Source organism: Pseudofrankia sp. DC12 (assembly GCF_000966285.1).
Classification (GTDB): Bacteria; Actinomycetota; Actinomycetes; order Frankiales; family Frankiaceae; genus Pseudofrankia.
This window is the reverse complement of sequence record NZ_KQ031391.1, coordinates 4725315-4749995: the sequence shown is the minus strand read 5'-3', so window position 1 is coordinate 4749995 and position 24681 is coordinate 4725315. Positions and strand designations below refer to the sequence as shown.

At 72.0% G+C, this 24681-nt stretch carries 20 protein-coding genes and 1 pseudogene; 11 read left to right on the top strand and 10 right to left on the bottom strand.

The window, feature by feature from the left end; all coding sequences use genetic code 11:
* The first annotated feature begins 1 nt into the window (after position 1).
* From FRADC12_RS19125 to FRADC12_RS19110, 4 genes are read left to right on the top strand one after another with little or no spacing between them, the layout of a single operon-like run.
* A complete protein-coding gene (locus FRADC12_RS19125; protein WP_045877664.1) occupies positions 2–568 on the top strand; it encodes a hypothetical protein in 567 nt (188 codons plus the stop codon).
* A 4-nt stretch (positions 569–572) separates the two neighbouring features.
* A complete protein-coding gene (locus FRADC12_RS19120) occupies positions 573–2825 on the top strand; it encodes an ABC transporter permease (protein WP_045877663.1) in 2253 nt (750 codons plus the stop codon).
* A complete protein-coding gene (locus FRADC12_RS19115) occupies positions 2822–3586 on the top strand; it encodes an ABC transporter ATP-binding protein (RefSeq protein WP_045877662.1) in 765 nt (254 codons plus the stop codon). The genes FRADC12_RS19120 and FRADC12_RS19115 overlap by 4 nt, the downstream gene beginning before the upstream one ends.
* A complete protein-coding gene (locus tag FRADC12_RS19110; RefSeq protein ID WP_045877661.1) occupies positions 3583–4371 on the top strand; it encodes an ABC transporter ATP-binding protein in 789 nt (262 codons plus the stop codon). The genes FRADC12_RS19115 and FRADC12_RS19110 overlap by 4 nt, the downstream gene beginning before the upstream one ends.
* Positions 4372–4810: 439 nt before the next feature.
* Here FRADC12_RS19110 and FRADC12_RS19105 read toward each other — a convergent pair whose 3' ends face one another.
* From FRADC12_RS19105 to FRADC12_RS19090, 4 genes are all read right to left on the bottom strand, one after another.
* Complete coding sequence (locus tag FRADC12_RS19105; RefSeq protein ID WP_045877660.1) at positions 4811–6175, bottom strand: ABC transporter substrate-binding protein; 1365 nt, start codon at positions 6173–6175, stop codon at positions 4811–4813.
* Positions 6176–6369: 194 nt separating this feature from the next.
* Complete coding sequence (locus tag FRADC12_RS28570) at positions 6370–7161, bottom strand: pentapeptide repeat-containing protein (protein WP_157488924.1); 792 nt, start codon at positions 7159–7161, stop codon at positions 6370–6372.
* Between the two features lie 385 nt (positions 7162–7546).
* Entirely contained in the window at positions 7547–8035 is a 489-nt protein-coding gene (locus tag FRADC12_RS19095) for a hypothetical protein (protein WP_045879864.1), read from the bottom strand.
* Between the two features lie 232 nt (positions 8036–8267).
* A complete protein-coding gene (locus FRADC12_RS19090) occupies positions 8268–9104 on the bottom strand; it encodes an ABC transporter ATP-binding protein (protein WP_045877659.1) in 837 nt (278 codons plus the stop codon).
* Between FRADC12_RS19090 and FRADC12_RS33270 the strand changes: the two are divergent.
* Positions 9048–9539: pseudogene (locus tag FRADC12_RS33270) on the top strand (dienelactone hydrolase family protein); the annotation flags it as partial. The gene FRADC12_RS19090 and the pseudogene FRADC12_RS33270 overlap by 57 nt on opposite strands.
* A 48-nt stretch (positions 9540–9587) precedes the next feature.
* On the opposite strand, the gene FRADC12_RS19085 reads toward FRADC12_RS33270, so the two are convergent.
* Positions 9588–10049: a DUF2752 domain-containing protein gene (locus FRADC12_RS19085; protein ID WP_045879863.1), complete on the bottom strand. Its 462-nt coding sequence runs from the start codon at positions 10047–10049 to the stop codon at positions 9588–9590.
* 210 nt (positions 10050–10259) lie between these two features.
* Between FRADC12_RS19085 and speB the strand changes: the two genes are divergently transcribed.
* Positions 10260–11348: an agmatinase gene (speB, locus tag FRADC12_RS19080; protein ID WP_198152965.1), complete on the top strand. Its 1089-nt coding sequence runs from the start codon at positions 10260–10262 to the stop codon at positions 11346–11348.
* A gap of 477 nt (positions 11349–11825) precedes the next feature.
* Here the strand turns inward: speB and FRADC12_RS19075 are convergent, their stop codons facing one another.
* Positions 11826–12671, bottom strand: coding sequence for a TrmH family RNA methyltransferase (locus tag FRADC12_RS19075; protein WP_084011000.1), 846 nt, complete (start codon positions 12669–12671; stop codon positions 11826–11828).
* A 35-nt stretch (positions 12672–12706) separates the two neighbouring features.
* Here FRADC12_RS19075 and FRADC12_RS19070 point away from each other — a divergent pair, with 35 nt between their 5' ends.
* Both FRADC12_RS19070 and add read left to right on the top strand, forming a co-directional pair.
* Complete coding sequence (locus FRADC12_RS19070; RefSeq protein ID WP_045877658.1) at positions 12707–14143, top strand: 8-oxoguanine deaminase; 1437 nt, start codon at positions 12707–12709, stop codon at positions 14141–14143.
* Positions 14144–14198: 55 nt separating this feature from the next.
* A complete protein-coding gene (gene add / locus FRADC12_RS19065; RefSeq protein ID WP_045877657.1) occupies positions 14199–15269 on the top strand; it encodes an adenosine deaminase in 1071 nt (356 codons plus the stop codon).
* A gap of 196 nt (positions 15270–15465) precedes the next feature.
* Here the strand turns inward: add and FRADC12_RS19060 are convergent, their stop codons facing one another.
* The gene (locus tag FRADC12_RS19060) at positions 15466–15783 is read right to left on the bottom strand and encodes a hypothetical protein (protein ID WP_045877656.1); all 318 of its coding nucleotides are present in this window, start codon (positions 15781–15783) and stop codon (positions 15466–15468) included.
* 526 nt (positions 15784–16309) lie between these two features.
* Between FRADC12_RS19060 and FRADC12_RS19055 the strand changes: the two genes are divergently transcribed.
* The 3 genes from FRADC12_RS19055 (at position 16310) to FRADC12_RS19045 (ending at position 19490) form a co-directional block, all read left to right on the top strand.
* The gene (locus FRADC12_RS19055; RefSeq protein WP_502685270.1) at positions 16310–17245 is read left to right on the top strand and encodes a helix-turn-helix domain-containing protein; all 936 of its coding nucleotides are present in this window, start codon (positions 16310–16312) and stop codon (positions 17243–17245) included.
* 50 nt (positions 17246–17295) lie between these two features.
* Positions 17296–18522: a hypothetical protein gene (locus FRADC12_RS19050; protein ID WP_157488923.1), complete on the top strand. Its 1227-nt coding sequence runs from the start codon at positions 17296–17298 to the stop codon at positions 18520–18522.
* 206 nt (positions 18523–18728) lie between these two features.
* A complete protein-coding gene (locus FRADC12_RS19045) occupies positions 18729–19490 on the top strand; it encodes a GNAT family N-acetyltransferase (protein ID WP_045877654.1) in 762 nt (253 codons plus the stop codon).
* A gap of 507 nt (positions 19491–19997) precedes the next feature.
* Here the strand turns inward: FRADC12_RS19045 and FRADC12_RS19040 are convergent.
* The 3 genes from FRADC12_RS19040 to FRADC12_RS19025 all read right to left on the bottom strand — a co-directional run bounded on the left by FRADC12_RS19040 (position 19998) and on the right by FRADC12_RS19025 (position 24346).
* On the bottom strand, positions 19998–21281 hold the full coding sequence (locus FRADC12_RS19040) for a DUF6986 family protein (protein WP_045877653.1): 1284 nt from the start codon (positions 21279–21281) through the stop codon (positions 19998–20000).
* A 92-nt stretch (positions 21282–21373) separates the two neighbouring features.
* The gene (uraH, locus tag FRADC12_RS19035; protein ID WP_045879859.1) at positions 21374–21700 is read right to left on the bottom strand and encodes a hydroxyisourate hydrolase; all 327 of its coding nucleotides are present in this window, start codon (positions 21698–21700) and stop codon (positions 21374–21376) included.
* 1095 nt (positions 21701–22795) lie between these two features.
* The gene (locus FRADC12_RS19025) at positions 22796–24346 is read right to left on the bottom strand and encodes an allantoicase (protein WP_045877651.1); all 1551 of its coding nucleotides are present in this window, start codon (positions 24344–24346) and stop codon (positions 22796–22798) included.
* Positions 24347–24681: the final 335 nt, after the last annotated feature.

The window sequence follows — 24681 nt, the reverse complement described above, 5'->3', positions numbered from 1 at the left end:
AGTGGACGAACAGAGCACTGGCGCGGCCGGGTCGCGGTCCACTTCGCGGTTGGTGGTGGACGTCGTCCGGGCGCTTCGCGGCTGGGTGGTGATCGCCGCCGGCGGAGTGCTGCTGCTCAGCTGCTACCTGGGCGTCTCGGCGGAGACCAACCCTGGCCTGCAGCTCCCGTACCTGGCGTCTGGCGGGCTGACCGGGCTGGCCCTGGTCCTCATCGGCTGCGCCCTGCTGATCGCCGACCGGATCGAGTCGGCCCGGACCAGCGGCGTCTCGGCCGCGCAGGCCCAGCTGGCCGAGCAGGTCGACGACCTGCACGCGCTGGTGGTGGCCGCGGCGAACGCGGCTCCCGGGCCCGCGGTCACCGCCGCCCCGGCGCCGGCCGCCGCCCCGGCGCCCGCGCCGGCTCCGGCCGACGACGGCTCCGTCTACGCGGTCTCGGGCGGCCGGACCTTCCACCGGCCGGGCTGCGAGCTGCTGGCTGGCAAGTCCGCGCAGCGGGTCGAGCCGACGCAGGTCTCCGCGCGCGGGCTGTCGCCCTGCTCGGTCTGCGCGCCGATCCTGGTCGCCTGACCCGGTGGCCAGCGTCGACCTCGCGATCGCCGGCCTGGCCATCGGCGCGATCGCGGCGCTCTCTGGCATCGGCCTGCTGGTCACCTACCGCACCAACGGCGTCCTCAACCTCGCGCAGGGCGGTATCGCGACCCTGGTCGCCTACGTCTACCGCGAGATGTCCGTCGTCTGGGGCCTGCCGGTCTGGCTGTCGGCGGTGCTCGCGCTCGTCGTGCTCTCGCCCGGCCTCGGGGTGCTGCTGGAACGGCTCGTCTTCCGGCCGCTCGCGCGCCGGCGGGCGTCGGCAGCCGAGTCGCTGGTCGCCAGCCTCGGCGTCATGGTGCTCACTCTCGGCATGTGCGCCGGGATCTGGGGCCTGGGGGCGCAGACCGACGTTCCAGCGGTCTTCCCGAACAAGTCGGTCGGGATCGGCGGGCACCACATCGGTGTCGACACCATCAGCACCCTGGTCCTGATACTCATCGCCTGTGTGTCCCTCGGCCTGCTGCAGGCCCGGACCCGGTTCGGCCGGCAGATGCGGGCCGTCGTCGACGACCGCCAGCTCGCCGAGCTGTCGTCGGTCCCGGCCGACCGGGTCGCCGCCGCGGGCTGGGCCTTCGGTACGACGCTCGCCGGCTTCACCGGGGTGCTGCTGGCTCCCCGGGTCTCGCTGTCGCCCTACTCGCTGTCGCTGGTGGTGCTCGAGACGTTCGCCGTCGTCGTCGCCGCCCGGCTGGTCAGCCTGCCGGCGGCGGTGCTCGCGGGTCTGGCGATCGGCATCCTGCAGAGCGAGCTGACCCAGTTCACCGTCAACGGCAGCTTCGCCGACCTCTACCGGACGCTCGGGTCGAACCTGTTCGTCGTCGTCCTGCTGGTGCTGCTGCTCGCGATCCCGAACCTGCGTGAGCTCGGTGACGCGGGCTCCGCCGGCCGCTTCTCCAGCCGCGGCGGGGAGGATGACACCGGCACGGCCGCCGACCGCAGCAAGGACCTGGTCGGGCGGATCGCCGGCTTCGTCATGCTGCTCACGCCGATGCTGTTCGCGCCCTCCGACCTGCGCCACGCGTTCATGGTCCCGGCGCTCGCGCTCATCTTCCTGTCGATCGTGATCGTCACCGGCTACAGCGGCCAGGTCTCGCTCGGCGTCGCCGGCTACGCCGGCCTGGGCGCGCTGTTCTCGATGAAGCTGTCCTCCAGCGGGATGGTCGGCATTCCGCACCTGCCGGGGCTGCTGGCGATCCTGGTCGGCGCCATCCTGGTCGCCCCCATCGGCCTGGTCACCGGTTACCCGGCGATCCGGCGACGGGGGCTCACGCTCGCGCTCGTGACGTTCGCCGTCGGCGCCGTCGTCAGCAGGTTCGTCTTCGAGCAGCCGTCGCTGGCCGGCAACCTGACGGTCAACCCGCTGTACATCGGCGGTTGGCAGCTCGGGGACAAGGCGTTCTACGTGGTCGAGCTGATCGGGCTGGGCCTGGGCATGCTGGCGGTGCGCAACCTGCACCGCGGCCGGCTCGGGCGCGCGCTGCTCGCGGTCCGGGACAACACCGGCGGCGCCGCGGCCGTCGGGGTCGACGTCCGCAACCTGAAGCTGCTGGCCTTCACCATGTCGTCGGTGGTCGCGGGCCTGGGCGGAGCGCTGCTCGCGTACAGCGCGTCGTCGTTCTCGCCGGACACCTTCCAGCCGATCCAGAGCCTGCTGTGGTTCACGGCCGTCGTCGTCTTCGGCGCGGACAGCGCGGTCGGCGCGATCGTCGGCGCGGCCTTCATGGTCGCGATCGACGTGATGGCGCCGTCCGGCTCCTCGACGCTGGCCGTCGGCATCCTCGCGCTGGCGCTCGGCTGGCTGCCGGGCGGGCTCGCCTCGGCCGTCCGCGGGCTGATCCGCTTCGTCGCGGAGCAGCTCGCCGACCAGTTCGTCGCGCCGGCCTCGCCGGTGCGGGGAATTCCGGCGCTGGCGCACGCGGGTCTGCCGGCGGCGAGCTCCGGGGCCGTCGCCTCGGCCACGGGAATGCAGCCCGCGGGCCTGGTCGAGCGGTCGGCGCAGCCGTCGGGCGGCGTCGTCGCCGCCGAGCGGGTCGCAGCGGGGCGCGGTCTCACACTGACCCCGTTCGGCCGTACGCTGCTCGGCCTGGTCGGCGGCGGGATCACCCCGGCCGCGCCGGTGCACGCCGTCCCGAACGGCGCCAGCACGGGCGCCGTCGGTGACGTCGACCGGCGCGCGACGGTCGGCGCGGGCGACTTCAGCTCGCGCAACCACGTCGAAGGGGGCCACCGGTGAGCCGCGCCGAACTGCGGGCGATCGGTCTGGTCCGCCGGTACGGCGGGCTCACCGCCGTCGACCACGTGGACATGTCCGCGCCGCCCGGGATGATCACCGGTCTGATCGGGCCGAACGGTGCCGGCAAGTCGACGCTGTTCAGCCTGCTCACCGGCGTCGAGCAGCCCGACGAGGGCCGCGTCATGCTCGGCGACCGGGACATCACGAAGCTGCGGCCGGACAAGCGCTCCCGGCTGGGGCTCGTGCAGACCTTCCAGGTGCCGTCGCTGTTCACCAGCATGACCGTGCGGGAGAACCTGCTCGTCGGCGTGGAGAACCGGCGGCGGGACTATGCCGGCGGCCTGTTCGGCCTCGGCATCCGCCGCAACCCCAAGTACGAGCAGGTCGTCGACGACATGCTCGCCTCGCTGGGGCTGACCGACCTCGGCGCCGCCGTCGCGGGCTCGCTCTCGACCGGCGCGCTGCGGCTGGCCGAGTGTGCCCGGGCCCTGTGCACCCACCCGGACGTGCTGCTGCTCGACGAGCCGGCCAGCGGCCTCGACGGCGCGGAGACCGACCGGTTCTCCCAGCTCCTGCGCCGGATCGCGAACGCCGGCGTGGCGATCGTCCTGGTCGACCACGACGTCGAACTGGTGTTCACCGTGTGCGACCAGGTCTACGCGATGGTGGGCGGGAAGGTGGTCTCGCACGGCGACCCGGCGACGGTTCGTTCGAACCCGACAGTCCAGTCCGTGTACCTCGCGCAGGGAGCGATGACATGAGCACTCCCCCGCCGCGTGGCCCGCTGGACGGCGCCGATGCGATCGCGGCTGGCAGCTCGGCCGCCGCGCTGGCGGCCTCCGTCGGTGGCCGGGCGGCCCAGGCACCCGCGCCCGGCGGCATCGAGCTGCGGCTGACCGGCGCACGGGCCGGCTATGGTGCTGTTGAGGTGCTGCACGGCCTGGACCTCGTCGTCCCCGCCGGCAAGGTGACCGCCCTGCTCGGCGTCAACGGCGCCGGCAAGAGCACCACACTGCGGGTGCTCGCCGGGCTGGTGCCGCTGCGCAGCGGCACGCTGACCTGGCGCGGGGACGTCATCACCAAGCTGTCGGCGCTCGACCGGGCCCGGCGTGGCCTGCTGCTCGTGCCGGACGAGCGGGCCGTGTTCGCGAGCCTGTCGGTGCGCGACAACCTGCTGGTGGTCGCCGAGGCCACCGGGAACCCGCAGGGCATCGCCCCCGCGCTGGACGCGTTCCCCAAGCTGCGGGACCGGCTGCCGCAGCGGGCCGGCTCGATGTCCGGCGGCGAGCGCCGGATGCTCGCGCTCGCACGGGCGCTGCTGGCCCGGCCGGCCGTCCTGATGGTCGACGAGCTGTCGCTGGGCCTCTCGCCCAAGGTGGCCGCCGAGCTGTTCGAGTGGCTCGCGACGATCGCCGCCGCCGGCACGACCGTGATCCTCGCCGACCAGTACACGGACGCGGCGCTGGGGATGGCCGACATCGCCTACGTGCTGCACCGCGGCGAGCGCTCCTTCGTCGGCGACCCGGCCGAGCTCGCGAACGCGTAGGGCGGTCGGCCGGAGACGGCGCTTCGCGCCTCCGGCCGCTCCGCCTGGTTCGGGCGCTTGGCGTCCTCCCTAACGCTGTATCGGGGGGACGGCGACCAGCGGGGGCGGCCCTCGTCCAGGGCTGGCATCTTGGGTGCGTTTCGCTCCGCTCCGCCTCGGGGTTCCTGCCGGATCGGCGTAGCCGATCCGGCAGGTCCGGGGCGCCCAGGGCCGCCCTCCCCAACGTGGAACGGGGCTGGCGCAGAAGATCTGGGCTGGCGCGGTCAGTTGTCGGGGCTTGGTTACGTTTCGCTCAGGCGGCCGGGTCGCGGAAAGCCGGGCCCGCCCTGGCCCGGCTTCCGGCGTCCCGCCTGCGGAGTGCGCCACGGCTGAGGGGCGGCTACCGGGGTCTCGCCCCGGCCAGCCGCCCCTCAGTTGAGCTATCCGGCTGCTATCGGTATCAGGTGGCCGGGATGCTGTAGGTCGGGACGTTGAAGCAGTTCTTCTGCATGTCGTTCGTCTGCGAGGTCCAGCCGGCGGTGCCGGTCGGGGCCTTCGACGTCCAGCGAACGACGTTCAGGCAGCCGACCTCGGTCTTCGGCGCCGGGACGACCGGCTTGAAGTCCCGCGGGATCATCAGACCGCCCGCGTCGTACGTGGTGGTGTTCATGTAGTTCGTGACGCACTTGCGGGTCAGGTCGGCGCCGCAGGACTTCATCGCGTCGCTCAGCCACATTGCCGAGAGGTAGCCCTCGAACATCCACATGTTCATCTTGCTGACCCGGGCCGGGAAGTACTTCGCGATCGCGTCGCGGTACGCCTTGACCCCGGGGTCGCTCACGTTGTTGTAGTTCTGGTCCTGGCTGACCGCGTAGAGGTTGTCCAGGCAGGTCGGCGTCGAGGCGTACTGCGCGCCGGCGTCGTCCGTCCAGCTCTGCGTGGTGGTGATCTTCGCCTTCAGCGGCATGCCCTGCGACTGGATCGACTGGCAGATCTTCACGTTCGCATCCGCCGTCAGCGCGTCGTAGACCAGGTCGACGTTGTTCCGCTTCATGTCGAGGACCGCGGCGTCGTAGTTGGGCAGCGAGAGGTTGATCTGCTCGGGGATGACCTTGAACCCCTCGGTCTTCAGCCCCTCGCTGATCTGCTGCGCGTACTGCTGCGACTGCCCGATGTTGAAGAAGACGATCGCGGCGGTCTTCGCGCCGAGCTTGTCCTTGAACCAGCGGTAGTCCTGGGTGTCCGCGACGAGCTGGCCGTTGTAGCCCGGGGACTTGCCGTCGCGCGGGTAGCCGAACCCACCGTAGATCGAGTACAGGTTCGGGTACTGGTTGTACGCGTTGCCGGAGACCGGCTGACCGCCGACGTCCGGGACGCCCTTGGAGTTCACGTACTGCGCGCCGGCGTACTGGAACGAGGTTGTGCCGGCCATCGCGAAGATCTTGTCATCGTCGATCATCTTGTGCACGCAGGTGACGTTGCCGTCGGGGCTGCTCTTGTCGTTGCACGCGTCGACGGTGACCTTGCGGCCGTTGATCCCGCCCTTGTCGTTCAGGCTGTCGAAGTAGGCCTGCGCGCCGTAGAGCGAGGACGAGAAGACGTCCCCACCGAGGAAGCCATCCTGGCCGGTCATCACTCCGACCTTGATCTCGGTCGGCGTGACACCCGTGTCGGACGCGGTGTTCGCGGCGGCGTTCGTCGCGCCACCGGTCGCGCCGCTTCCGCCGGACGTGTTCCCCGCGTCGTGCACTCGGCTGCCACAGGCGCTGAGCGCCAGCGTCGACAGCGCCAAAGCGGCGACGAGCGCTCGGGCTCGGTTAGACATGCTCTCCCCTGACTAGTTCCGTGACGCTGCCACGCTACGTCCGGCCGGCGCCGCCCCGGCGCCTACTGGCCGGGACGCGGCTCACACCATGCGCGACTGGCGGGCCCGCCAGACCAGCCGCGTTAACCCTCCGCGAGCCAGTAACCGCGCCCCGCTACGAGTGTTAAGAGTCGAAGGCAGGATGGCGGCGCCGCCTAACGCAACGGCAGCAGGCGCCGCCACCACGACCGGCGCGCGCCGTTGGTCGCCCGCGGCGGGGCGGCGGCGGGCGCGCTGCTCGGCGCGACATCCTCAAGGTCGGCGTCCTCAAGGTCGGCGTCCTCAAGGTCGGCGTCCTCGATCTCGGCGTCCTCAAGGTCGGCGTCCTCAAGGTCGGCGTCCTCGATCTCGGCGTCCTCGATCTCGGCGTCCTCGATCTCGGCGTCGTCCGCCGTCGGGGCAGGCGCAGCCGGCTCACCGATGATCTCGGCCTCGGCGACCTCGGCGACCTCCACGGGGGCCTCGCTCACGTCCGCCACCGGCTCGGCGGCCGGCGCGGCCGGCTCCGGGACGACAACCGGCTCCGGAGCGGCCGGCTCCTGCGCGGGCTCCGCTGCGACGGCCGGCGACGGCTCAGCCGCTTCCGGCTCGGCGGCCGCCGGCTCGGGCGGAAGCTCGTCGTCACCCGGCAGCCGGGCCGCCGGGATGCCGGGCACGTCGTCCGGGCCCTGGCGCGCTTCTGGGATACCCGGGACGGCCGTCGTGCCACCGCCGGCGACCTCATCGGCCGCTGGCGACGCCGCGTCGGCGGAGCCGTCCGGGATCAGGTTCATAATCTTGCCGTCGACGCCGACGGCCCGCACCAGCCGCCCTTGTTCGGCGAGCTTGCGACACACATTGTTGACAGAGCTGCGGCTGGCACCAATAGCCTCCGCGAGCCTGCCGTCGTCCAAACCGGCCGGCGCTCCGGCGAGATGGCCGAGGATCCGGTCCGCAACAGTAGCCACGACGGTGGACGCTATACGTTATCCGCACTTCACGGACCAGCGGGGTCTTACTACGGCGATCGGCCGGAACGGGCGCGGAACGCCCCAGACCTCCCGGATCGCCGACTGCCCAGATCAACTCCGTCGATCCGGCAGGAACCGCCGATCCGGCAGAACCCCGGGCCGCTCTGCCTGGTTCTGGCGCTGAGCGCCCCCCAGCCTGATCCGAAGCCGCAGCGCGAACTGCGCGGTGCGCGCCTGTCCAGGGCCGGTACGTGGACGGGTTCCACCGAAGCGAGCGACCCGAACCGCCGCGACAACTGTCGCTCTCGCAGGTCCACGAGAGTGCTCACCCGCTGGCGGCTACCGGCACCGAGCCTGCCGTATGCCGACCCGGTAGCTCCCATTAGTCCAGGTGTAGGGCGTCGTCCTCGGCGGCGAGGGGCCAGGCGAGGTCGCCGGCTGGGTCGAGCGGACGGGCGACGGACCAGCCGGTCAGCTGGTCGCTGAGCGGGCTGCCGTCGGCGACGAGGCCGGCTGGGCGCGGGTCCGGGTCGCCGTCCGTGAACGGAGTTCCGATCCCGGCGACGTCGTCGTCCAGCACGAGTCCCGACTCGGTGCGCTCCGCGTCCAGGTAGGGGTCGACGTCCGGGACCTCCTGGGCAAGCTGGTCGTCGAGCGACGTGCCGGCGAGCAGCTCGGTCGCGGTGGGCCGGGACCGGACCTCCTCGCTCGGCCGGTCCGGGGCGTCCCAGCTGTCGTCGAGAGGGTCCAGGCCCGCGTCGGTGTCACCGAGATCGTCGCTGTCCAGGCTCTCCTCGACGGTCAGCGGCACGTCGTCGAGAACGCCGGACAGGTCACTGCCGTTCTGCGGATACTCCGCGGGCTCGGTCATCACTGCCTCCCGGTGGGTCTGGGTCGAGGCCCCGGTATCCCGGTGCGCCGGCGCGGGCTGCCCGCCTGCCGGTTCACGGGTCGCTTGACCGAGCGATTCCCAGCAGGAACGGCGGTAATCAGCGCCCGGCACCCGCGCCGGTTCCGGGCCGGCCCGAAGGCCCGTCGAGTTCGGGACCCGGCAGCGGGAGAGGTTCGCGGCCGCCTCATCCGGGAAAACCGTACTTCGGACGTCAGGCCGCCGGGGCGCCCGCGACCGTTCCGTCATCCTCGGTGAGCAGGGCGTCGCCCGTCGGGGCCACACCGTCCGCGTCGTCGACGCCGCCGGACCGCGCCACCGCGTCCTCGGCGGGTTGGGCCTCCAGCAGCAGGCGGCCCTCGGCCAGGACGGCCACCCGGTCCGCTACGGCCGACGCCTCACCGGCCGACCGCGTCGCGTACAGCAAGGTGACGCCGACCTGGCGATGCAGCAGGCGCAGGTCCTCGGCCAGCCGGACACGCAGGCCCTCGTCGTCCACCGTCCCGAGCGGCTCATCGAGCACCAGGACCCTCGGGCGCCGCACCAGCGCCCGCGCGATCGCCACCCGCTGCTGGTGGGCCGCGGACAGCTGAGGCGGGCGGCGGCGGGCATAGTCGCCCATCCGGACCAGCTCCAGAGCCTCCCGGACCCGCCGGGAGGTGCCAGCCTGGCCGGCCGGCGTCGCAGGCGCGCGGCCGCGCAGCTCGGGCGCGCCGCCGCGCAGGCCGAAGGCGACGTTGGCGGCGACATCGAGGAATGGGAAGAGGCCGTAGCGGCCGAACACGGCGGCGACCGGCCGGCGCGCCACCGGCAGCCCGGCGACGTCGACACCGTCCACCAGGGCATGACCGTCGGTCGGCGTCTCCAGCCCCGCGACCAGCCGCAGCACGGTCGTCTTGCCGGCTCCGACGGGGCCGACGAGCGCGAGCGACTGACCAGCGGCGACCGACAGGTCCACGTCGACGACCGCGCTGCCCGCCGCCCCCGGGAGACGATGCGTCAGGCCGACCAGCCTGACCTCGCCCGCCCGCGGGTTCGCGCCGCGCGTCATCCTCACCCCCACAGGTGCCCCCGCCGCCTGGCTGGACTCCCGAACTGTAGCGAAGCCCACCAAGCCACCGGCATCCCCGCTTCCGTCAACAAGCGGGCCAGCCGATCGGCCGCAAGCCCATTAAGATCGCCGGCCTGTGCCGGGGGTCGTCCTGTGCCCCCGGTCCGCTGCCGCGGACTCCGGACTGCTCCTTGGCGAAGATGGGTCGTCGCCAGCTACGGCGCTCGCGACCTCGACCTTCACCGCGGCGCCGCGGCGAAGGTCGAAGCGGCGCTGAGCGCCGTGGGCGCGCCGCACGACGTCAAGGAGTACCCGACGGCCGGGCATTCCTTCATGGACGGCTACCCGGTCCGCTCAGGCGCCGTCGGGAAGGTCATCGGCACGCACCACGACGGGCCTGCGGCCGACGACGCGTGGCGGCGCATCCTGGGCTTCTTCGACGAGCACCTGCCTGACGGCTCCCGCGCCGGCCGGCTCCCGGGGCTACGAGTGCAGCCAGTGGCCGACCGGTCCCGGCGTGTCGCGCAGAATCCAGAAGGCGATCACGACGACCGGGATCGCCCGGTTAAGCAGGCTCGGCATCCTGGGGGTCCGGACACCGACGCCGAGCAGGCGCAGCACCGCCACGAACCATCCGGCCACCAGCCAGGGCGCCGCGATGACGAAGAGGATGTTGTAGTTCGCCGCCTGGCCGACGTGGCCGTGCAGCAGCTGATGCAGACCCCGCATCGAGCCGCAGCCAGGACAGTCCAGGCCGGTGGCCCACTTGAACGGGCAGAGCGGGTAGTGCCCCGGCTTCGCCGGGTCGACCAGGTAGATCATCGTCGACCCGGCGGCCGCGACGGCGGCGACCCCCAGGTACCCGGCGAGCCGGGCCCGGCGGGACCAGCTGCGGATCGGCCACGACGGCAGCTCGGGCCCGGCGCCCGTCGGCACGGCGCTCATGGGCCCCGCGGAAGACAGCCCCGCGGCCGTCGGCGCGGCGCCCGTCGGCATGGCGCCTGGATGATCGGCGGGAAGGCCCGGCCCGGCCGGCTCAGCGGGTAGGGACACCACGGACGGTCCCAGGGGTGCGAGTCCGCGTGACGCGGCCGTGGACGGACATACTCGGCAGCGTAGCCGTCGTCCCAGGAACCGGGCGAGAGCGGAGGTCCGATGACTGGATCGCTGGATGGACCGGGCGAGAACGTCCGCCCGGCGGGGCCGACCGATGCGCCGGTGCCGCCCTACGCCGCGCGCGAGGCGGCGGCCGAGCTGCCGGACGCCCCCGGCTACGCGGGCCTGGCGACCTTCTGCGGCCGGCCGTGGCTGGAGACCGAGGCCGAGCTGCTGGCCAGGCGCCCGGACGTCGCCGTCGTCGGCGCACCGTTCGACATCGCCACCACGCACCGGCCCGGCGCGCGGTTCGGCCCGCGCGCGCTGCGCGCCCAGGCCTACGACCCGGGCACCTACCACCTCGACCTGGGCATCGAGATCTTCGACTGGCTGGATGTCGTCGACGCCGGCGACGCGCACTGCCCGCACGGGCTGACCGAGGCGTCCCACGCCAACATCCGCGCCAAGGTGAACCAGGTGGCGAGAAACGGGATCTTCCCGCTCATCATCGGCGGCGACCACTCGATCACCTGGCCGGCGGCGACAGCCGTGGCCGAGGCGGTCGGCTGGGGCGAGGTCGGCCTACTGCACTTCGACGCGCACGCCGACACGGCCGACATCATCGACGGCAACCTCGCCTCCCACGGCACCCCGATGCGCCGGCTGATCGAGTCGGGCGCGATCCGGGGACGCAACTTCGTCCAGGTGGGCCTGCGCGGCTACTGGCCGCCGCCGGACGTCTTCGCCTGGATGCGCGAGAACGGCCTGCGCTGGCACCTGATGCACGAGGTCTGGGAGCGGGGCTCGCGCGCCGTGGTCGCGGACGCCATCGCCGAGGCCGTCGACGGCTGCAAGGCGCTGTACCTCTCGGTGGACATCGACGTGCTGGACCCCGGGTTCGCACCCGGCACCGGCACTCCCGAACCGGGTGGGATGAACCCGGCCGACCTGCTGCGCGCCGTCCGCCAGATCGCGCTCGACACGCCGCTGGTCGCCGCCGACATCGTCGAGGTCGCCCCGCCCTTCGACCACGCGGACACCACGGTCAACAGCGCCCACCGGGTGGCCATGGAGGTCTTCGCCGCGCTGGCCCACCGCCGCCGCACCGCCGCGGGCGGCGTCCCCGACCTCCCGGGCACAGCGCCGTAGCGCCTGGCCGACGCCCGAGGCTCGCCGTGGGGTCCGCGGGACCGAGGCAAGGCCCTGCCAGGGATTGGTGCCTGGCGCGGGCGCGGCGGTGGGAAGGCCGGTCGCGGACACCTGCTCGTAGATGATGATCGCGTCGGTCGTCGTCAGCGGGCCCCGATAGAGGTCATCATCTCCGTAAGTGATCCCCCAACAGTTAATGTGCCGAGACTGGTCGGCGTCAGCGATGCGCTGGCGGAGCCGTCGTGGACGGGGACCTTGACGTCCTTCCCCTCGTACTGGAACCGCACGCTGCCGATCAGCGGTGGTCCGCCCGGCTGGGTCGGGCGCACGCTGACCGTGACGGTGAACGGGTCCCGTTGGCGACCCGCATGGTCTGGGTGGGCGGTGGGATTCCGGCGTCCGCCTCGGACGGATCGCCACCCGGCCCGTCGCCTGCGGCACCCGGCCGAGGCTTGCGGTGCGCGACCCCTCACACCGTCAGCGGCGGCCGAGGGCGTAGCAGGCGATGGCGGCGGTGGCGGCAACGTTGAGGGAGTCGACGCCGGCGGCCATCGGGATCCGCACGCGGCGGGTCGCCGCCGCCTGGGCCGCGGTGGAGAGGCCTTCGCCCTCCGTGCCGAGCAGGACTGCGAGCCTCCCGTCCGGGGCCGGGCGGAGGGTGGCTAGGTCGGCGGCGTCGGCGGCGGGGGTGAGCGCCAGGGTCTCGAAGCCGCGGTCGGCGAGCATGCCGAGGGCCGCGGGCCACGGGTCGAGGCGGGCGTAGGGGACGGCGAACACCTCACCCATCGAGACCCGGACGGAACGGCGGTACAGCGGGTCCGCGCAGCGCGGGCTGAGCAGGATGGCGTCCATGCCGAGGCCGGCAGCCGAGCGGAACACGGCCCCCAGGTTCGTGTGGGAGACGAGATCCTCCAGGACGAGGACGCGCAGCGCCCAGGAGAGCAGTTCGGCCGGGTCGCGGGCGGGATGGCGGGCCATGGCGGCTAGCGCGCCGCGATGCACCTCGAACCCCGTGATCTTGGCCATGACGTCGGGTCCGGCGCGGTAGACCGGAACATCCGGACCTAGCTCGGCCGGGACGGCGTCGAGCCGGTTCGGCGTGACCAGCACGGAACGCGCCCGGTAACCGGCACGCAGCGCTCGCTTGATCACCCGCTCGCCTTCGGCGATGAAGAGCCCCTCGGCCGGCTCCTTACGCCGTCGTAGCACAACATCGGTCAAGGCAACGTAATCGGCGACCCTCGGGTCGCCCGGATCGTCTACCGGGATGATCGTCAACGCCATCGGCGCAGGCAGCGGGACGGCCGGCATCGAAGCCGTCATGCGGCCGTAATCCCAGGCCAGCAGAATCGGCGCTCATGACCGCGCAACCGGGTGCCCCCTCTCCTTCCGCCGACCGGCCCGCCGACCTGTTGGTCGTCGGGGCCGAGCTGGTTGCGACCGTCGACGCCGAGCGCCGGGAACTGCCCGGCGGCTGGGTGGCGATCACCGGCGGGCTGGTGAGCGCCGTCGGTGCCGCCGGCGACCCGCCGCCGCGGGCCCTGCGCACGGTGCGAGCCGAGGGCTGCCTCGTCACCCCCGGGCTTGTCAACACACACCATCACATCTACCAAAACCTGACTCGCGCCTTCGCGCCGTCGCTGCACGGCACACTCTTTCAGTGGTTGTCCACGCTGTACCCGCTGTGGTCGCGGCTGGACGAGGAAGCTGTGAACGTCTCCGCCTATGTCGGGCTTACCGAACTGGCGCTCGGCGGCTGCACGACGTCGACCGATCACCTGTACGTCCACCCGAAGGGCGGCGGCGACCTGATCGGGGCAGAGATCGCCGCGGCGTGCGAGCTGGGTATGCGGTTCCACCCGACGCGTGGGTCGATGTCGTTGTCGCAGAAGGATGGCGGGCTGCCGCCGGACTCGGTGGTGCAGGACCCCGACGAGATCCTGGCCGAGTCGGCCCGCCTCGTCGCCGCTCATCACGACCCGTCGCCGGGCGCGATGGTGCGGATCGCGCTCGCGCCCTGCTCACCGTTCTCGGTCAGCCCGGAGCTGATGAAGGCCACCGCTGAGCTGGCCGAACAGCTGGACGTCCGGTTGCACACCCATCTGGCTGAGGATCCCGAGGAGGACGAGTACTGCCTCGCGGTCTACGGGCGGCGGCCCATCGACCACTTCGCTGAGGTTGGCTGGGGTGGGAGCCGGGCCTGGGTCGCGCACTGCATCTGCCCGAATGAGGCCGAGGTCGCCCGGTTGGGCGCCTGGGGCACAGGTGTGGCGCACTGCCCGAGCAGCAACATGATTCTGGGCGGCGGGCTGGCTCCGATCCGCGAGTTCCGGGCTGCCGGAGTTCCCGTCGGCCTGGGCTGTGATGGGTCGTCATCGGCGGACTCGGCCTCGCTGTGGATGGAAGCGCGAAACGCGATGCTGTTGGGCCGGCTGCGGCATGGCTCCGCGTCGATGTCGGCCCGGGAAGCCCTTGAGATCGCGACCCGCGGCGGCGCGGGCTGCCTGGGCCGGGTCGGTGAGATCGGAGAGCTTTCCGTCGGCGCCGTCGGCGACCTGGTGGTCTGGCCGCTGACCGGGGTGGCCTTCGCCGGCGCCCTGTCGGACCCGATCGAGGCGTGGCTGCGCTGCGGCCCGGTTGCCGCGCGACACACCGTAGTCGCCGGTCGGCTCGTCATCGAGAACGGGCTTCCGACCCATCCCGCGCTCGACGAGATGCTGGCCCGGCACCGCGCCATCGCCAGCGGGATCCAGGCGGCCGTCGAGGACACCGGCCCGCTCCCGGCCCACGCATGACCGGCCCGGGCCCCCGCCCATGCGTGACCTGCCGGGACACGCGAGGATGACAGGCATGGGCACCAGCACGACCGAGCCGCTGACGTTGGCTACCGCGCTCGACCTGCTACCGAAGGTCGAGCTGCACTGCCACGTCGAGGGCACGATGCGGCCAGGAACGGTCCTCGAACTGGCCCGACGGCACGGGCTGACGCTGCCGACGGAGAACCTGGACGAGCTGTACACCTACGGCTCGTTGAACGAGTTCCTGGCCATCTTCTGGCTGGTGCAGTCGACGCTGGGTGGACGGGACGACTGGGCCCGGCTCGGCTACGAAAGCGTGGTCGACGCCGCGGCGCACGGTCGGGTCTACGCGGAGATGTTCTTCACCCCGGCCCGGCACCTCGACGCCGGTCAGCGGCTGGCCGACATCGTCGCCGGTCTCTCCGCCGGAATCGCCGCGGGTGAGGCGGAGACCGGGTCGAAGGCAATGCTCATCGCCGACATCGACCGGGCGTTCGGTCCGGGGCCGGGCCTCCAGATGGTGACCGAGCTGGGCGAGCTGCGCCGTTCGGGCGCTCCGGGCATCGAGCGCGTGGTCGGCGTCGGGATGGACTCGACCGAGCTGGACGTCGACCCGAAGTCGTTCGCCGAGGCGTACCGGACCGCTGCCGGCTTCGGCTTCCGCCTGACCGGGCATCAGGGCGAGAACTCGCCGCCATCGGCAATCGCCGAGGTGGTCGACGTACTCGGCGCCGAGCGCATCGACCACGGCCTCTCCCTGGTCGAGGACCCGGCGCTGGTCCGCAGGTTCGCCACCGAACGGATCCCGCTCACCGTGTGCCCGAACTCGAACATTCGCATCGCCAACGCGTTCCCCACGCTGGCCGACCATCCGTTCCCGGCGATGCGCGCGGCCGGCCTGCTGGCCATGCTCAACACCGATGACCCGGCGATGACCGACCTGGACCTCGGCTACGAGTACGCCTCCGTCGCCGAAGCCTTCGGCTACCGGTTCGACGACATGGTCGGCATCGCCCTCGACGGCGTCGAAGCCACCTGGCTCGACGAGGCCGCCAAACGCGACCTCCGCGACCGCGTCGTCTCCGAGGCCGCGGCCCTGGCCGGGCGCCTGGCGAAGGCCTGACGACCGGACCGACTCCCGTCGCTCGGTCCGCATCGAGCCAGCGGCTCGCTGCCACTGGACCGCGCCTCAATCGGAGACACCCGAAACGGGATGCGCGAGTAATTACGGGACTAATGCGCCGCAAGCCGCTGCCCGAGTCCCGCGCCGAACCTCTTGTTAGGCCCGGCGCCGGTCTTGGGCACGCGGCTGGAAGCGCCTAGAGCTGGCGCTCCCCGCCCGCGTGCACTGAGGTGACCGTCTGCCCCGGCGTCACTGGTGCTTCCGACGAACTGTCCTTGGGAATCCCGCCGAGCAGCACGATGATCACGATGATCACCGTGACGAGAGCACCGGCCAGCGCCAGCACCGGCCGCAGGACCGGCGCGAGGACGGCCCAGGCCCCGCGCAGGAGGCGGAGCAGCACGAGCGCCGTGACCAGCGCCAACAGCAGCGCGATCGCCCCCGACCCACCCCCTCCAGAGGCGGCCGACGATGGGTCCTGCGCCGCTACGAAGAACGACTCTGCCACGTTCACGTCAATATCCTTTCCGAGCTCCACCCCATTCACCGTCGATACGCCGCCGCGCGCGGCCGCGTCGTCAGTGCGGTTCCATCTCGCCCCCCGGCTACTTCTTTCGAGACCCTGCCAAGCCGATTTACCGGCTGCTCCAGGAGAATCCCCGCGGGGCCGTCACGCACACTCGACAGGCACTTAACGTCAAACAGGGTTGTGCACGGAGGTCTGAGCGTTGGCCGACTGGCTCCGGGCGTTCCCGAGGTGAATCCAGTCGTTCTCCAGCCCGGTTCCGGCGCGCCCCAGCGGACCGCCAACCGCCACGCCGGAGTCGGCTACCCGACTGCCCAGACCTAATTCAGACCCAACAACCCACGTTGGGCTACCATGGAGTCCACTGGGATCGCCTGGGAAGGGGGGCGGCGTGTCTCCAGGTCAAAGACGGACGCCTCTTGCCCTACGGCTGCGCGACCTACGGACCCGTCATTGGCCCCGTCAGCTGACCCAGTCGGCGCTGGCTCGGATCCTTCTCGTCGCCGAGACGACCGTGTCGTCTTACGAGACCGGCCAGGCCGCTCCCGGCGACGACAAGCTGCGCGCCTACGCCTGCCTCTTCGCGGCGCCGCGCTCCGTGCCCAACAGCCAGATCCGGCTTCTCGCCGAGGAGGAGCTCTCACCCGAGGAGCGCGCCCGGCGTGACGCGCTGCTCAGCGAGCTGAGGCGGCTTCGCGACCATGGCGCGCCCTCGCATGCGAACGGCCGCCGAAGGACCTGGTATTTCCCTGACGACACCCCTATCCGCCTGGTGTGCGGCCGTATCCCGGCGCTGGACGTCTCCCGGCTGGCCCACCCGAGCCACCCCAACTTCACCCGGCTCCTGAGCTACGCCGACCTCGACCCGATGGTCGAGCTCTTCGGTCATATCCGCGCCGAGAACCCAGCCACCGACGTTCGCTTCATGCAGCCTGAGGACATGTCCGACGAGGAGTTCTCGCACCACGTCGTGGTCGTCGGCGGACTCGAGTGGAACGACATGACCGCGTCCTTTCTGAGCCAGCTCGAGGATCTACCGGTCAATCAGGTGGAGCACAGGGACTTTCCTGACGGCGAGATTTTCGTGGTCAGGCCGTCCGACGGAGGCGAGCAGGTGGAGTACAAACCTCAGTACCGGGCGCAGCTCAACAAGGGAGCGACCTTCCGGTACGTCGAGGACGTCGGGTATTTCGCCCGGGTGCCGAACCCGTACAACCTGACCGCCACCCTCACCATCTGCAACGGAGTTCACTCACGCGGCGTCCTGGGCGCGGTACGAATGCTTACGCACGCGAAACTCCGCGAAAGAAACGAGGACTACCTGGCGGCCCGTTTCGAGGACGCACAGCGTTACGGCCTGCTTTTCCGGGTCCCGATCAACGCCGGGAGGACGGTGACGCCGGAACTCGACAACCCGAGGACCAGGCTCTTCGAGTGGTCGGACGTGTGAGTTTGCTGGGAGCAACGGGTGGGCCGTCGGCCCAGGATCAGCAACGCCCCGTGGACTCCGCCGACTCCGGTGGACATGCGGGTTGCGCCGTACAGGTGCCGGACGCCGCCGGCTCGGCGTCCCAGGTCAGGTCGCTGGAAGCCGCCACGCCGGCCGGCGGCCCGAGCGGCGCGCGCCACTTCCCCAGCCACGACCGTTTCCTGCGACCGTGGCAACCGGCGGCCGATGACGCCGTCGACCTCCTCGACGCCGTCATCGTGCCCACAGTGCGGCCGGTCGCCAACCTTGACGAGGCCGCGACCGTCGCCGCCACCGCCAGCAGGCGCCTCCTGGTCCTCTGCAGCCAGAAAGCCGAGGCCACCGCCGTGCGCGCCCGCTTCGCCGGCGCAGGCCTCGACGTCGCGGCGATCGACGTTCCACCGGGTTACCGGCACGACCTCCTGGTGTTCGCCACGTCGGCCGAGGAGTTCAGACGGCTCTCACCGCTGACCGCACCCCGCGACCTGAGTCTGAAGCGGAATCTCGGCCTTTTGCTTGCCACCCTGCTGGGCTGGGAGAAAATCCTCTTCCTGGACGACGACATCTACGGAACAAAGCCGGACGACCTCGGCCAGGTCGTCGCCGCCCTGAGTTCTCGGGGCGTGCCCTGTTTCCTGGTCGAAACGGAGGACGACCGGGCGCCGGACCAACCCCCGACCGAGGACAACTCGGCGGTCTGCCACGCACGCAGACTGGTCGGCGACGAGCAGGGCGTCTTCGCCAGCGCGTCGGCACTGGGTGTCAGTTGCGGACCACCGCGCGCCTTCTTCCCGGACGTGTACAACGAGGACTGGTTCTTCCTGCTGGACGAGATCCGAAGGTCGAGCGTGACCCGCGTCGGTTTCGTCCGGCAGCGGGGGTACAACCCGTACATAGCCGAAAGAGCCAGGTACGAAGAATTTGGCGACGTCCTCGCGGAGGGCCTCCTGGCCCATCTCCACCTCGAGATTCCCGGCGAGCCGACGCGAGACTACTGGCGGGAGTTCCTCGAGGCCCGCGGGCAGATGCTCCGAGCGCTTGACGCGGCCCTCGCGCGGAACGCCAGCCCATTCGCCCCGGCGGCGCGCATCGCCGCCGCGGCGGCGGAGCAACACCGGCTGTCGTTGACCCCAGACGACTGCGTCAGGTTCCTCGACCGCCTCCGCGCGGACAAGGAGGTCTGGGCAAAGCGCCTCGAAGCATTGCCACGGTGCGACAACCTGGCCGATGCCCTGCGGTTCCTCGGCCTCGGCGAGTAGCCGGCGGCCTCCGACCTGCCGACAGGGTGCCCGGCAGCCGAGGTCGGCGTGTGTAAGATGACGCCCATTGGGTGATCAATCAAGGATGACCCTGACACGCAGGCGCGCAGGCGCGCAGGCATGACGCCACGCAGGCATGACGCCACGCAGTCATGACGCATAGTCCTCAGCGCGTGATCTTGCCGCGTGATCACGACTTACGTAGGGTGAACGACGGGGGCGCCGTGTGGCGTGATGTGGTGAACCGGGTGCGTCGCCTGGCCCGATCGACGCGATCGGCGGCCAGGCGAGGTCAGGTTCGCGGCCCCCAGCCGACCGACTGGGCCGTCGTCAGGCTGGACGCGGCGGACTGGCGGCCGTTCCGCCGTGTCCGTCTCAGGTCGCTCGACCGTTCCGGGCGCCACCTCGGCGGCGAACTCGACGCCGAACGCCGTTTCCGGAAGTCGGACTGGCAGGACCGGACCCGGGCGGAGACCTGGCTTGCCGTCCGCCATCCGAACCCGCTGTTGCGCGCACACCTCATCGTTGGCGTCGCCGCACTGAACCGCGCGGAGCAGTGCGATCGGCTTGACGGTCGCCCGCACCCGCACATCGAATCCATCTGGGTGTCGCCCAGGTGGCAGCGAAAGGGCATAGCCTCCGCTCTGACCACCGAGATCGTGAACTCGGCGGGTGTTCCGGAAATCGGTCTCTGGGTGTTTGACGGTAACGACCGGGCGCAGAACCTTTTCAGCCGCCTCGGATTCGCGGGCGACGGATCGATGCAGCTTTTCAAAGACGGCCGGCGAAAAGAAACACACATGTCGATGGAAGTCAAGCGACAAGACAGCGTGGAGCGCCGCGGACTCGAGGTTGACGACCGCTTTCGGCCGAGCGAGAGAATTCCTCCGCCCCGACGGTCCGCGGGATCGGCCGGGGTCTCCAACACCACCGCCCATAGCCCGGCCGGCGCCCCGCTCTACCCGTAGCCATGCTGGCAGCACAGCCAGAGGCTTGGTCCCAGCCGAGCCACCCGAGCGGGACAAGGTGCACCGACCGGGTCGTCCGACGTGACGTCCCGAAACCCCAGGAATGGACGTCGCGCGCCGGTCTCCCGGCCCGGAAACGGCCGAATCACTCCGCCAGCCCGTCCGCGTAGCTGAAGAGCTCCGTGTATTTCAGATCGTCGACGCGACCGAATTCCGGCCACGACTCCGGAGGAGTTTTCCCATAGGAGATCCGGTCACGCCCAGCGCGGCACAGAGCACGGAGCCGGCGGCGAGCTCTTCATATTGACATGCCAGCCGAGCTCCTCCTCTTCGTTCGTGTTCGGCGAACATGGTGAGGCCGCCCTTCCGCGGTGCGCGGGTCATTTCACCTACCCGTCTTCATTTTGCGGATGGGCCTGGCGGTGGAAGTACCCGAGGGCAGGACGAGTCGGAGCGGACGGGCGGGGCCGAGCGAGCGCGGGACTGACGGGGAGAGTTCAGCCGGGATCAGGAGCAACGGCCGCCGAGCTTGGCGACGACGGCGCGGTCGAGGTCGGCGGCGACTAGGCCGGCATCGTCCAGGAGGCCGGCGTCGAGGGCGCGCAGGACGTGGCCGGCCAGCGCCCGGGCCGTCGCCGGCTCGTCCGCGACAGCGCCGGCGAACCGCGCCTCGGCGTAGGCGGAGAGCCGGCCGAGCGCGGCCGGCAGGCCGGCGAGCAGGTTCGCGGCGACGGCGGCATGTCGGCTGACGAGCTGAGCGGGGTGCAGGTCCCAGCCCTGGTAGAGGCCACGCCGCCAGGCACGGGTCACCAGGCCGGCGTGCCGGTGCCAGGCGGCCCGCACGACGGGCGTCGGGCCGACCGGCAGGAAGTTCGACGAGCCGTCGGCCACCCGTATCCCCGTGCCGGCGGTCACGAGCTGCATGAGGGTCGTGGCGTACTCGACCGAGGGATGGTCGCTGGCCTGGTGCTCGGCCGCGATCCCGAGCGCGGCCGAGTAGTCGTAGGTGCCGACGTGCAGGCCGGTCACCCTGCCTCGGCCGGCCTCGACGAGCGCGGGCAGCGCCAGTACGGCCGCCGGGGTCTCGATCTGCAGCTCGACGGCCGGCGGGCGCAGGTCGATCCGCGGAATCAGCTCGTCGAGCACCGCGAGGAAGACCGTGACCTGCTCGGGCGCGCTGACCTTCGGCAGGGTGAGCACCAGTCCGGGAGGCCCACCGTCGTCGCCGGCGAGCGCGGTCAGGAACAGGTCGAGGCTGCGCAGGCCACGGTCACGCACCGCCGGGTCGAGCGACTTGGGCCGCAGGCCGTAGCTCGCCGGCAGCGCGCCGGCCTCGTGCGCCGCCCGCAGGGCCGTCGCTGCGGCGATGGCGTGCTCGTCCTCGACGTCGTCCGGGCGGATGCCGTAGCCGTCCTCCAGATCGGCCCGAAGGTCCTGGACCGGTTCGAGGGAGAGGGCCGCGAGGACGTGCGCGTACACCCGTTCGGCGAGCGCCGGATCGGCGCTCGCCTCGGCCGGCCCTGGTGCCGCTCCGCCGGGACCGCTGGTCGCGCCGAGGCCGGTCGCGGCGGCGAGCTCGGCCGGCGACGGCGCGTGCGCGGCGAGCGCCTCGCGGGCGCTCTCGCCCCAGTCGAGCACGACGTCGGGATGCAGCCGGTCGGCCGGGATGTAGCAGGTGTGCACCGGCTGACGGCTACCCGGGTCACCGGGGTGACGGGCCGCGAGCTCCGCGTCGACCGGCGCCAGCGACGCGGTCAGCCGGGCGAGCAGGTGTTCCGACAGGGTGGGCACCCCCCGAGTGTCTCCCGTCGGGATGCGGCGCTCCTGTTGAAAGCTCACGGGGTGACGCAGGCGGCGCCGGCCAGCTGCGGCACAGCCGGGGTTCAGCTGCCGCGGTAAGAGGACAGGCCGTAGGGGGCGAGCAGCAGCGGGACGTGGTGGTGCGCCGCCGGGTCGTCGATGTGGAAGGTGATCGTCACCTCGGGGAAGAACGGCGAGCGTTCGGCGGTGTCGAAGACCAGGCGCCACCTGCCGGGGCCGTCGGCCGGGAGCGCGGCGACCCGGCCATCGGTGTCCGTCTCCGCCTCGGCGACGAGCCTCCAGCCCCTTGGCTGGCCGTCGAAGCCAAGGATGATCTTTTCGAGGCGCACCGCGATGCCGGCCGCGGGCCGGCCGGCTCCAGTGTCCAGCACGTGGGTGGACAGCGACATCAGGTCCTCACTCATCGGCAGGCCCCGACGGCCGCCCTGCCGCAGTATCTGGCGAGATCCGATGCTCGGTCGCCCACGCCGTCCGGGAGGCACCAATGTGGCACCACCGGGTAACGAACGTGAAACGCCGCCAGGCACGGGCGGGTCCGGCGTGCCGGGTCCGGGCTGGCGCCGTCGCGGTCGCGATCCCGGCGGATCCGACGCGGGCCTGGCCGGCGCAGGCAGCCGTCCCGGCCTGGGCCCGCCGGGTCGATGCCAACCGGTCCCCTGGACGCGACCACGGACCTGGTTCGCCGCCGTCATCGTTCGGCCACGGGGCGTCTACTATGCGCCGTACCCGCATGCGGCCGGATTCGGCCGAATCCGGGATGGGGGAAGCAGTTTGGGGGTGAACGAACGGGCCGGAACAGAGTGGGCTGAGGCGGCGGCATGGTGTTGTTTGTCGGACGAGGGTCCGAGCTCGACCGGCTGGCGGCCCAGTACGCCGCCGCCGCCGTTTCCGGTGACGACTTCGAGGCGATCGCGCGGGAGCTGTACCTGTCCCGCGGGCACGCCGAGAACCTGGCCCGGGATCTGTACCGGATGCACGGGGTCTCGTCGCGGGCCGAGCTGGCCGGGATCTACCTCGGCCTGCGCGACCCCGCGGGCGCCGCGCTGCCGCTCCCCGAGCCTGGCGCCGGCGAGCCACCCCCCGGCCAGTGGCCGCGCCGCCGGGCACCCGGCCTCGGTAAGGCGATTCCAACGAATCCTGTCGTCGGCAGCCAGCAGCCGTCGCGGTGTCGTCCGCTCCGGCGCCGTGACCGAGCCCCGAGCCCCGAGCCCCGAGCCCCGAGCAGCAAACGGGAATCAGGGTCGGCGATTTTCCCGGTTCGGTGCATGGGTTTTTCCACTGTCGAGCGCGGATTGGCCGCTTTACGCTCGATCCGGGCGGATCCCGATCGACCCGGCGTGCCCGGCCCGCGGTCAGGCAGGTGGGCGCCATCGCGGGCCGGCCTGGGCCGGCCGGCGACACCGAACGGCCCGGGCCGGCGAGACGGGGGGCGGCGGCCCGGGCGTCGGTCCGCGTTCGTCAGGCTCGTGGCCTGGTCCTGAGCCTCAGGAACCCGCGATCAGGCGGTGCAGCCGCATCGCCGTGATCTCGGCCTGCTGACCCGCCGCGACCCGAAGCTCGCGGTCGGGATCGTTGCCCAGCCGTTCCCGCAGCAGCGCGAGAATCTCCTCGGCGGACCGTCCGGCGGCCCGGATCAGGAAGATGTAGCCGAAACGCTCCTCGTAGGCCTCGTTGCCCTCGGCCATCGCGGCGCGCACCCCTGCGCTGGCCGACTCCATCGCCGCCTGTTCGCGGCGCGGCGCGTCCAGCCCCGCGAGGGTGGCACGCGACGACGTCGTCGGCGTCCCCGACAGGATCGGCCGCTCGCCGATCCGCGGATGCGCGGTGAACGCCTCCAGCCACGCGGTCTCCGGCAGCTTCCACCACTCCTGCTCGGCGACGGCGAGCATCTCCTCCAGCGTGCCGAACGGCCGGCGGGCCGCGACGGCGTCCGCCCAGTCCTCCGACCCGCAGCAGGCGAGCAGCTCCTCCTTGGCCGCCCCGATCGAGAGCGCGTCCAGCCAGCGGACCGCCAGCGCCTCGCGCCCGTGCTCGGTCGGGGCGCCGAGCAGGCGCAGCCTGGCCAGGCCTCCGTCGGGGATCGCGTCGACGCGGACGTGCGTCGCCTCGACCGGCACCTCAAGGTCGAACAGGTGGCGGGTGTTCGGCTGGGTCCTGGTGGGCGGCAGCATCGGGCGCCAGTCCGTGATCGTCGAGATGTCGTCCGAATGCGTCAGGTCAGGCGCGTTCGCCGCCCACAGAGCGACGGCACGTGGCGCGTTGCCGCGGAAGTGGCGGGTGTCGACCTCGGCGCGCACGACCCGGCCGGCCGTGGCCAGCCGGATGACGGCCCAGTCGTAGCCGGGGGTGCGCCGGCGCCGGGTCTCCCAGCCCTCGCCCATCACCCGGGCCTCGCCGCCGGCGTTGAGGTTGTGCCGGTCGCCGTAGTGCATGTCGCTCGCGGCGACGACGACGCCGCCGAGGTACGCGGCGGCCAGGTCGGAGGTGACCCGGTCGAGCAGCCGCGGGTCGGGCACGACCTCGCCGTGCGCGCGCAGCCGGGCGACACCACCGTCCGGGTAGATCGTCAGGCGCAGGTGGGTGATCCGGATCCGGCCGTTGCCCTCGACGGGCAGGACGTTGACCGCGTCGGCGGCCACCGGCGTGCGCGGGACCAGGGTGACCCACTGGACCGAGTCGTCGAGCAGTTCCTCCGGCGACGGGTAGCCGCCGGCCGTGGCTCCCTGGATCTCGACCGCCTCGGGCGAGTTGCCGGTGAAATGCGACGTGTCGACGGTGACGGCGTGCACGATGCCCGGCACGCCGAGGCGGACGACCGCCCAGTCGGCGCCGGGCAGCACCCGGCGCCGCCGGGTCTCCCAGCCGTCGGTCCAGCTCCCGCGCTCGGTGAACACTCCGGGGCGCACGACCGGCGGCTCCGGCAGCAGCATCCGCTCGGCGAACGCGAAGAACTCGTCGTTGACGGCCACCACCGAGCCACCGAGCCGTGCCCCGGCCAGGTCGACGAGATTGGTCAGGTCGGGGGCGTCAGCCATCCGGGATCTGTCCTCCCTGCGGCGATCGGCCGGAACGGGCGCGAAGCGCCCGCCGGCCGCTCCGCCTGTCGGGCGCTTCGCGCCCTCCCAACGCCGCTGGGCGGTGGGCGTGGAAGTCGGGGTTGGGGGCCTGTCTGGCCCGGTTTCTTGGTCGCGCCCCGACGGGTCTGTCGGTGTGCGGGTCTATCTACTACCCGGAGCAGGCCTGCCCAAGGCAGGTCGCGCGGCCGGGTGGCTGTTCAAGATAAGCACGCCTGGGCGGTCCGGTCGCCCCGGGAAGGGTGCTTCTCGCCACACGCACCGCGGCGGCGAACGGGCTGGTCACGGTAGGTCGC

Bases quoted from the DNA above. Each gene is read 5' to 3' on its own strand.
- FRADC12_RS19110 (WP_045877661.1), top strand. From the start codon at position 3,583: ATGAGCACTCCCCCGCCGCGTGGCCCGCTGGACGGCGCCGATGCGATC.
- FRADC12_RS19105 (WP_045877660.1), bottom strand. From the start codon at position 6,175: ATGTCTAACCGAGCCCGAGCGCTCGTCGCCGCTTTGGCGCTGTCGACG.
- FRADC12_RS19095 (WP_045879864.1), bottom strand. From the start codon at position 8,035: ATGACCGAGCCCGCGGAGTATCCGCAGAACGGCAGTGACCTGTCCGGC.
- FRADC12_RS19090 (WP_045877659.1), bottom strand. From the start codon at position 9,104: ATGACGCGCGGCGCGAACCCGCGGGCGGGCGAGGTCAGGCTGGTCGGC.
- FRADC12_RS19085 (WP_045879863.1), bottom strand. From the start codon at position 10,049: ATGAGCGCCGTGCCGACGGGCGCCGGGCCCGAGCTGCCGTCGTGGCCG.
- speB (WP_198152965.1), top strand. From the start codon at position 10,260: ATGACTGGATCGCTGGATGGACCGGGCGAGAACGTCCGCCCGGCGGGG.
- FRADC12_RS19075 (WP_084011000.1), bottom strand. From the start codon at position 12,671: ATGACGGCTTCGATGCCGGCCGTCCCGCTGCCTGCGCCGATGGCGTTG.
- FRADC12_RS19070 (WP_045877658.1), top strand. From the start codon at position 12,707: ATGACCGCGCAACCGGGTGCCCCCTCTCCTTCCGCCGACCGGCCCGCC.
- add (WP_045877657.1), top strand. From the start codon at position 14,199: ATGGGCACCAGCACGACCGAGCCGCTGACGTTGGCTACCGCGCTCGAC.
- uraH (WP_045879859.1), bottom strand. From the start codon at position 21,700: ATGTCGCTGTCCACCCACGTGCTGGACACTGGAGCCGGCCGGCCCGCG.
- FRADC12_RS19025 (WP_045877651.1), bottom strand. From the start codon at position 24,346: ATGGCTGACGCCCCCGACCTGACCAATCTCGTCGACCTGGCCGGGGCA.